The following is a 7,998-nucleotide window of genomic DNA, read 5'->3' as shown; positions in this document are numbered from 1 at the left end:
GGCAGGTGAGATGGCATCATAGGACTATGACGAACTCTTCACAGCCGCGCACTGTCTCAGGTATCCAAGCCACCTCCGATTCCCTCCATCTCGGCAACTACATCGGAGCCCTGCAGCAGTTCGTGACTCACCAGGAGTCGCACGATGCCTTCTACTTCATCGCGAATATGCACGCGATCACCGTCGAGCAGGATCCGGCAGAGCTGCGGGAGCGCACGCTGCGCACGGCCGCGCAGTTCCTCGCCGCCGGTCTCGACCCGGAGAAGTCGACGATCTTCGTCCAGTCCCAGGTGCCTGCCCATCCGCAGCTGTCCTGGGTGCTCGAGTGCACCACTTCGATGGGCGAGGCGAGCCGGATGACCCAGTTCAAGGACAAGTCCGCGAAGCAGGATCATGTGTCCCTGGGGCTGCTCACCTACCCGGCGCTGATGGCTGCTGACATCCTCCTGTACAACCCGCAGCTCGTTCCTGTCGGTGAAGACCAGCGCCAGCACCTCGAACTGACCCGCAACCTCGCCGAACGATTCAACTATCGTTTCGGTAAGACCTTCACCGTCCCCGAGGCGCAGATCCTCAAGGCGACCGCGAAGATCTACGACCTGCAGAATCCGGGCGCGAAGATGTCGAAGTCCCAGCCCAGCCCGCAGGGCCGCATCGACATCCTCGACGACGCGAAGGCACTGACGAAGAAGATCAAGTCCGCGGTGACCGATGACGGAACCGAGATCGCCTTCGACCCGGAGAACAAGCCGGGAGTGTCGAACCTGCTGACGATCTACTCATCCCTGACCGCGCGCCCGGTCGACGACATCGTCGCCGAGTACGCAGGGAAGATGTACGGTCACCTCAAGGTCGACCTCGCCGAGGTGGCAGTGGAGACCCTGACACCGGTGCGGGAGCGTACGGTGGAACTCCTCGAAGACCGAGCGCAGCTGCAGGCGATCCTCGACCGCGGGGCGGAGAAGGCCAGCGCCATCGCCGAGGCGACACTGCGCGAGGTCTATGACAAGATCGGCTTCATCTGATCGTGGCGAAGAAGAAACCCGAGGACGGACCGCTCAACCTCACACCGGACATGCTCCACACCGCTGCACGGGTGGAGGATCGGTTCAACGGCTGGATCCAGAATCGGGCCACCGATCACGCCTACCATCGCACCGTCATCGCCTACGACACATACGGTGGGACGGAGTGGGTGCGGGTGCTCGGACGCCTGGTGCTCACCCCGAACGGACAGCCGGCCGCCGACGTCCACGCGAGCATCCGCGGCTGGAAGTCGTTCGTCAGCGTGCCTCTGCCCAATGACACCGCCTGGGTGCGCGTCAATGACGAAGAGCATATGGTCACCTCCGATCGCGGAGGCATCATCGACACCGTCATCCCCGGAGACTTCGAACCGGGGGAGACGGAGATCGAACTGTGGACCGACGGTTCGCTCGTCGATTCCGCGGCCGTGCGCATCATCGGCGAGGACTCGACCTTCGGCATCATCTCCGATATCGACGACACGGTCATGGTCACCTCTCTGCCGCGTCCCTTCCTCGCCGCGTGGAACACCTTCGTCCTCAGCGAGCATGCGAGGTCCCCGGTGGCGGGAATGGCCGTGCTCTATGACCGGATCACCTTCATGCGTCCGGACACACCGATGGTCTACCTGTCGACAGGTGCATGGAATTCGGCGCTGACGCTCAAGCGCTTCCTCTCCCGCAACCTCTACCCGATGGGTCCGCTGCTGCTCACCGACTGGGGGCCGACGACGACCCGGGTGTTCCGGTCGGGCAAGGAGCACAAACGCAATTCGCTGGAACGCCTGGCCCGGGAGTTCCCGTGGATGAAGTGGCTGCTCATCGGCGACGACGGGCAGAACGATGAGGAGATCTACGGCGAGTTCGTCGAGAACCATCCGAAGAATGTCGCCGCCGTCGCGATCCGGCAGCTCACCGTCGGTGAGGCAGTGTGGGCCGGCGGCCGGTCGAAGCGCCACGGTCGCGGCCAGGGCGTGCCGTGGATCTATGCCCCGGACGGCGCCGGCTTGGCCTCCCGCCTGACCGAACGCGGAATCATCTCGACCATCTGAACGAAACCTCACTTGCTACCTGACGGCGGCCCAGCAACCTCGCGCGAGGTTGCTGAGCCGCCGTCAGGTAGCAATTGAGGGTGAGGTGGTCTTTGAGGCGCTCGGTCGGGTCAGTGCAGCTGTGCGAGCAGCTGCTGCTTCGCCTCGTCGAACTGTGCAGCGAAGGTCTCGACGAGTTCGGCGGTGGTCTGCTGCTGTCCGAGTGCGCCGATGCCCTGGCCCGAGCCCCAGATGTCCTTCCATGCCTTCGAGTCCGATCCCGACGACGAGCTGAAGTCCATCTTCGTCGGATCGGCGTCGGGCAGATTGTCCGGGTCGAGGCCCGAGGCGACGATGGATCCGCGCAGGTAGTTGCCCTTCACCCCGGTGAAGTAGTTCGAGTACACGACGTCATCGGCGCCGGATTCGACGACCATCTGACGGTAGTCGTCGACGACGTTCGCCTCGGGTGTCGACAGGAACGCCGAGCCGACGTAGGCGAAGTCGGCACCGGCGGCCAGAGCCGCAAGGATCGAACGGCCGTGGGCGATGGCGCCCGACAGCAGCAGGGGGCCGTCGAACCATGAGCGGATCTCCTGGATCAGCGCGAACGGCGACTGGGCCCCGGCATGCCCGCCGGCACCGGCGGCCACGGCGATGACTCCGTCGGCGCCCTTCTCGACGGCCTTGTTGGCGAAGCGGTTGTTGATGACGTCGTGGAGGACGATGCCGCCGTAGGAATGGACGGCCTCGTTGACCTCCTCACGGGCACCGAGCGAGGTGATGACGATCGGCACCTGGTGGCGGACCACCTCGGCGAGGTCTTCTTCGAGGCGATTGTTCGACCGGTGGACGATGAGGTTGACCGCGAACGGGGCGGCAGGCTGCTGCGGATTCGCCGCGGTGTGGGCGGCGTTCGACTCGGCGATCTCATCGAGCCAGTCGGTCAGCTGCGAAGCAGGTCGGGCGTTCAGCGAGGGGAAGGACCCGACGATTCCGGCCTGGCACTGGGCCTTGACCAATTCGGGCCCCGAGGCGATGAACATGGGGGAGCCGACGACGGGCAGACGGAGTTGGGAGCGCAGATCGGTGAAGGTTCTCACGGTGCCTCCTTGCGAAGATGAATGCATACACCCACTCTAACTGAACGATTGTTAAATGCGATACGGAACACATTCTCTTTCAGCTCCTGGCCCGCATTTCGGCTGATCAGACGACGAAGGCGCAGACTCTCGGGGGAGTCTGCGCCTTCGGCTGTGATAAGAAGCTGGATCAGGAATCCGTGAAGTTCGGGTCCCGCTTCTCGACGAAGGCGGCCATGCCCTCGGACTGATCGTTCGTGGCCAGGGAAGAGTGGAAGAGACGACGCTCGTAGCGCAGCCCCTGCTCAAGGGTGGTCTCGAAGGCGGTGTTCACCGCTTCCTTGACCAACGCCGAGGCGACCCGGGACTTGGCCGCGATCGTCTGCGCGATCTCGTTGGCCGTGGTCAGCAGCTCCTCGGGTTCGACGACGCGCGCGACGAGACCGGAGCGTTCGGCCTCCTCGGCGCCCATCATCCGACCGGTCAGGCACATGTCCATGGACTTCGCCTTCCCGATCGCACGAGTCAGGCGCTGCGATCCGCCCATGCCCGGCAGCACTCCGAGGTTGATCTCGGGTTGACCGAACTTCGCCTTCGTCGAGGCGATGAGGATGTCGCCCATCATCGCCAGCTCGCAGCCGCCGCCGAGGGCGTAGCCGCCGACGGCGGTGATGACCGGCTTGCGGACATCGGTCAGCCGGGTCCAACCAGCGAACCAATCGGCCTTGAATGCCGTCGAGAAGTCGAGGCTCGACATCTCCTTGATGTCGGCGCCGGCGGCGAAGGCCTTGTCGCTGCCGGTGATGATGATCGCCTTGACCGAATCATCGGCGTCAAAGGCGGTCGCGGCATCGGTGATGTCGGTGAGCACCTGCAGGTTGAGCGCATTGAGCGCCTTCGGCCGGTTGATCGTGATCGTGGCGACGCCGTCGGCGACGTCGGTGAGGATGGTTTCGAATTCGCTCATGAGAACACCTTGTCTGCGTGATCGGTGGTGAGGATGGAATGGACCTGCTCGTCGCTGACCTCGGCCAGTGATGCGGGGTTCCACTGCGGATTGCGGTCCTTGTCGATGACCTGTGCGCGGATGCCTTCCCTGAGGTCCGGCAGTCCGGTGAGAGTGACGGCGACGCGGTAGTCCTGTTCGAGGACCTCGGCCAGCGACATCGTCTCCGCATTGCGGATCGCGGCCAAGGTCACCTTCACCGAGGTGGGGGCCTTCGTGCCGATGAGCTCCGCGGTGGCCCGGGCATCGGGGTTCTCGTGCGCGGCGAGAGCCGCGACGATGGCCTCGGCGTCGTCGCCGACGTAGCAGGCGTTGATCCAGTCGGCCGCCTCGGCGAGTTCATCGGCAGGTGCCTCCCCGACGTACTTGCCGAGGACGGACTCGAGATCCTCACCGGCGGTGAGGTCGGCGATGAGATCGGGGATCTGCGCATCGGGGACGAAGTAGTCGGCGAGTCCGAGACCGATCGCGGTGCCGGCTCCGACGGGCTGCCCGGTCAGCGCAAGGTGCGTTCCGAACTCTCCGGGGCCGTTGGCCAGCAGGTGGGTGCCGCCGACGTCGGGGAAGAGCCCGATTCCGGTCTCCGGCATCCCGACCTTCGTCGAATCGGTGACGATGCGGTGCGATCCGTGTCCGGAGATGCCGACTCCGCCGCCCATCGTGATGCCATTCATGATGACGACGTAGGGCTTGGGGAACTCGGAGATCGCGTGGTTCATCTTGTATTCGCGGTTCCAGAACTTCGCATTCTCGTCGCTGCCGGCCACGATGTCGTTGTACACGGCCTTGATGTCGCCGCCCGCGCACAGTCCGCGTTCCCCGCGGCCGGTGACGAGGACGAGCTTGACCGCGTCGTCGTCACGCCATGCTTTGAGGGCGTCATCGATGGCGCCCACCATGTCCTGGCTGAGCGCATTGATCAGCTTCGGTCTGTTGAGTTCGATTCGGCCGACCCCGTTGGATACCGAGGTGATGACGGAGGCGTCCGCCTGCTCTGCCGAAGGTTCTGTCATATCAGCCCACTCCTGTGCTCTTGCGCGAGATGATCACGCGCATGATTTCGTTGGTGCCTTCCAGAATCTGGTGGACGCGCAGGTCACGAACCAGCTTCTCAATTCCATACTCTGTCAGATAGCCGTAGCCGCCGTGCAACTGGAGTGCCCTGTTCGCGACGTCGAAGCCGGTGTCGGTGGCCTTGAGTTTGGCCATGGCCGACAGCAGAGAGGTGTTCGGATCGCCCGTATCGTAGGCTCCTGCTGCTCGCCACAGCAGGGAGCGGGCAGCCTCGAGGTCGGCCTGCATCTGTGCGACCTCGAAGCGCAGGGCCTGGAAGCCGGCGAGCTCGGTGCCGAAGGCCTGACGCTCACCCATATAGGCGATGGCCTTCTCCAGAGCGGCCTGACCGCCGCCGAGCGAGCAGGCGCCGATGTTGAGCCTTCCGCCGTCGAGCCCGGACATCGCGATCTTGAAACCCTGACCGGGTGCACCGAGCATGTTCTCCTTGGGCACCCGCACGTTCTCCATGATCACCTGTCGGGTCGGCTGGGCGCGCCAGCCCATCTTCTGTTCATTGGGGCCGAAGCTCAGGCCCTCCATCCCCTTCTCGAGGATGAAGGCGGAGATTCCGCGCGCTCCGTCCTGGCCGGTGCGAGCCATGACGAGGTAGGTGTCCGAGGTGCCGGCGCCGGAGATGAACTGCTTGACTCCGTTGAGCACGTAGTGGTCGCCGTCTTCGCGGGCGGACGTGCGCAGGGCGGCCGCATCGGAGCCGGCGTTGGGTTCGGTCAGGCAGTAGCTGCCGAGGTGCTCCATGGAGACGAGCTTCTCGAGGTATGTGGCCTTCTGCTCGTCGTTGCCGAACTTGTCGATCATCCACGCGACCATATTGTGGATGGAGATATAGGCGGCGACGGAGGGGCATCCGGTCGACATCGCTTCGAAGATCAGCGCCGCATCCATCCGGCCCATTCCGGTGCCGCCGGATTCTTCGCTGACGTAGATGCCGCCCATGCCGAGTTCGGCGGACTTCCTGATGACGTCGACGGGGAAGAAGTGCTCGGCGTCCCATTCGAGAGCGTGCGGGGCGACTTCGGTATCGGCGAACTCGCGCACCATCCCGGCGACGGTCTGCTGTTCGTCGGTGAGACCGAAAGGTAGGGCAGCGGCTGTACTGCGGGACATGATTCCTCCAAGAATCGGACGCGTATTCGGTGATCGACACCACGATACGTCCATATTACTTGGACATCCAACTAATTCCTCGCCGAGGCGGCCCGTCCGTCCATCCGCTCAGTTGCCGGCTTCGAGTCCTGAGCGCAGTTTTTCGAGATGGGGGAGGAGGGAATCGAGGTCGATCCCGTTGAAATCGGGAGAAGTGAAGACTTCGGCGTTGAGCGCCATCGTCGCCTGAGCGGCGAGCTCACGACCGGCATCCGTAAGGTCGACGAGTGTCGTCCGGCGATCGTCGGGGTGGCTGCGCCGGGCGACGAGTCCGGCTTTCTCGAGGCGGTCGACCGAGTTCGTCGTCGAGGTCGCGTGCACCTGCAGGCGAGCGGATATCTTCGACATCGGCAGGGTCCCGGCTCTGGTGAAGGACAGAAGCGTGAGGACCTCGTAGCGCGAGAATGTCAGTGCGAAGGGCTTGAGGGCGGCATCGACTCGGGCCAGGAACAGCTGGTGGATCCGCATCACCGAGATCACCGTGGTCATTCCATCGGCTGCGCCGTCCCACCCGTGGGCCAGCCATTGCCGACGGGACTCTTCGATCGGGTCGAACGTCGTGCCTGTATTCTCTTCTGCCGCCATTGTCGACAGTGTAGTGAAGTGGGAAGATGGGCGCATGTGCGGTCGACTCAATATGTCTCTCGATCCGGCAGATCTCGCCGATGAGCTGCGGTTGGATGTCGTCTCCTATGACTACACGCCGCGCTTCAACGTGCCTCCGGGATCATTCGTGCCGATCGTCGTCGAGCGCCTCGACGACGACGGCCAGCTGCACCGCCGCCTCGAAACCGCTTCCTGGGGATTGGTTCCCGCCTGGGCGAAAGACCCCAAGATCGGGTTCAAGGCATTCAACGCACGGTCCGAGACAGTGCTCGAGAAGCCGATGTTCCGGCAGGCCATTCGACGTCGTCGCTGTGCCTTGCCCATCCCGGGCTACTACGAATGGGAGGACACCGAGGACGGCAAGCAGCCATGGATGATGACCGCCGCCGGCGAGGACCCACTCTTCATGGCCGGGCTCTTCGAGTTCTGGAAGCAGCCGGATGAGTCCTGGCTGGTCTCCACGACGATCCTGACGATGGAATCCGCGGGCCACCTCAGCGATGTCCACCACCGGATGCCGGTATTCCTCGGGCGCGACCAGATCAGTGACTGGATCGATCCGGCAGTGCTGACGAATGATGTGCCTGACCTGCTGGCGACGACGCTCGATCAGGTCGATCCCGCAAGCGTCACTCGGCACAAGGTCGGCAAAGCGGTGGGCAATGTCCGCAACGATTCTCCGGAGCTCGCCGAACCCGTGGCATAGATCTCTCTTGAAGTTGCGCGGGCGAGACTCTCGCCCGAGATCTCGGGGTTCTTCCGGGCCGGGGAGTGAGCGCAGCCGGAGCGGTTTTGCAGGTGGCCGCAGATGTGTGTATAGTAGTCCGGGTTGCCAGGACGCAAGGAAAGGCAACAGTCGCTCTGATCGGGAACGATGTGGGCAAACCGAAGATGAACTTCGAGTTGCACGGATCGAAACAACCATGTAGAGTAGACATCCGCTGGCACAGCGAGTCGCAAGGCGAAAAGTGCCAACAGAAACTGATACCCCCAGTGAACACGCTGTCTTTGTGGTGTGGTGATGGGTG

At 63.8% G+C, this 7,998-nt stretch carries 8 protein-coding genes; 3 read left to right on the top strand and 5 right to left on the bottom strand.

Annotated elements, in window-relative coordinates; all coding sequences use genetic code 11:
* Positions 1-26 precede the first annotated feature (26 nt).
* Both trpS and ACTIIH_RS15450 read left to right on the top strand, forming a co-directional pair.
* Complete coding sequence (trpS, locus tag ACTIIH_RS15455) at positions 27-1,025, top strand: tryptophan--tRNA ligase (protein ID WP_101595952.1); 999 nt, start codon at positions 27-29, stop codon at positions 1,023-1,025.
* A gap of 2 nt (positions 1,026-1,027) precedes the next feature.
* Complete coding sequence (locus ACTIIH_RS15450) at positions 1,028-2,077, top strand: App1 family protein (protein ID WP_101556129.1); 1,050 nt, start codon at positions 1,028-1,030, stop codon at positions 2,075-2,077.
* 110 nt (positions 2,078-2,187) lie between these two features.
* Here the strand turns inward: ACTIIH_RS15450 and ACTIIH_RS15445 are convergent, their stop codons facing one another.
* The 5 genes from ACTIIH_RS15445 to ACTIIH_RS15425 all read right to left on the bottom strand — a co-directional run bounded on the left by ACTIIH_RS15445 (position 2,188) and on the right by ACTIIH_RS15425 (position 6,949).
* Entirely contained in the window at positions 2,188-3,159 is a 972-nt protein-coding gene (locus ACTIIH_RS15445; RefSeq protein ID WP_441452748.1) for an NAD(P)H-dependent flavin oxidoreductase, read from the bottom strand.
* A gap of 169 nt (positions 3,160-3,328) precedes the next feature.
* Entirely contained in the window at positions 3,329-4,105 is a 777-nt protein-coding gene (locus ACTIIH_RS15440) for an enoyl-CoA hydratase (protein WP_127364081.1), read from the bottom strand.
* Entirely contained in the window at positions 4,102-5,157 is a 1,056-nt protein-coding gene (locus ACTIIH_RS15435) for an enoyl-CoA hydratase/isomerase family protein (protein WP_441452747.1), read from the bottom strand. Before ACTIIH_RS15435 ends, ACTIIH_RS15440 begins: the two co-directional genes overlap by 4 nt.
* 1 nt (position 5,158) lies before the next feature.
* Positions 5,159-6,325, bottom strand: a complete 1,167-nt coding sequence (locus ACTIIH_RS15430) for an acyl-CoA dehydrogenase family protein (protein WP_127364082.1) — start codon at positions 6,323-6,325, stop codon at positions 5,159-5,161.
* A 108-nt stretch (positions 6,326-6,433) separates the two neighbouring features.
* Positions 6,434-6,949: a MarR family winged helix-turn-helix transcriptional regulator gene (locus tag ACTIIH_RS15425; protein ID WP_101556134.1), complete on the bottom strand. Its 516-nt coding sequence runs from the start codon at positions 6,947-6,949 to the stop codon at positions 6,434-6,436.
* Between the two features lie 34 nt (positions 6,950-6,983).
* Between ACTIIH_RS15425 and ACTIIH_RS15420 the strand changes: the two genes are divergently transcribed.
* Positions 6,984-7,676 (top strand): SOS response-associated peptidase, encoded by a 693-nt coding sequence (locus ACTIIH_RS15420; RefSeq protein WP_101556135.1) that lies wholly within the window; start codon positions 6,984-6,986, stop codon positions 7,674-7,676.
* The last annotated feature ends 322 nt before the right edge of the window (positions 7,677-7,998 follow it).

Source organism: Brevibacterium sp. (assembly GCF_052105255.1).
Lineage (GTDB): Bacteria > Actinomycetota > Actinomycetes > Actinomycetales > Brevibacteriaceae > Brevibacterium > Brevibacterium linens_B.
This window is presented reverse-complemented; position numbering and strand designations above follow the sequence as displayed.

Bases quoted from the DNA above. Each gene is read 5' to 3' on its own strand.
- trpS (WP_101595952.1), top strand. From the start codon at position 27: ATGACGAACTCTTCACAGCCGCGCACTGTCTCAGGTATCCAAGCCACC.
- ACTIIH_RS15440 (WP_127364081.1), bottom strand. From the start codon at position 4,105: ATGAGCGAATTCGAAACCATCCTCACCGACGTCGCCGACGGCGTCGCC.
- ACTIIH_RS15435 (WP_441452747.1), bottom strand. From the start codon at position 5,157: ATGACAGAACCTTCGGCAGAGCAGGCGGACGCCTCCGTCATCACCTCG.
- ACTIIH_RS15430 (WP_127364082.1), bottom strand. From the start codon at position 6,325: ATGTCCCGCAGTACAGCCGCTGCCCTACCTTTCGGTCTCACCGACGAA.
- ACTIIH_RS15425 (WP_101556134.1), bottom strand. From the start codon at position 6,949: ATGGCGGCAGAAGAGAATACAGGCACGACGTTCGACCCGATCGAAGAG.
- ACTIIH_RS15420 (WP_101556135.1), top strand. From the start codon at position 6,984: ATGTGCGGTCGACTCAATATGTCTCTCGATCCGGCAGATCTCGCCGAT.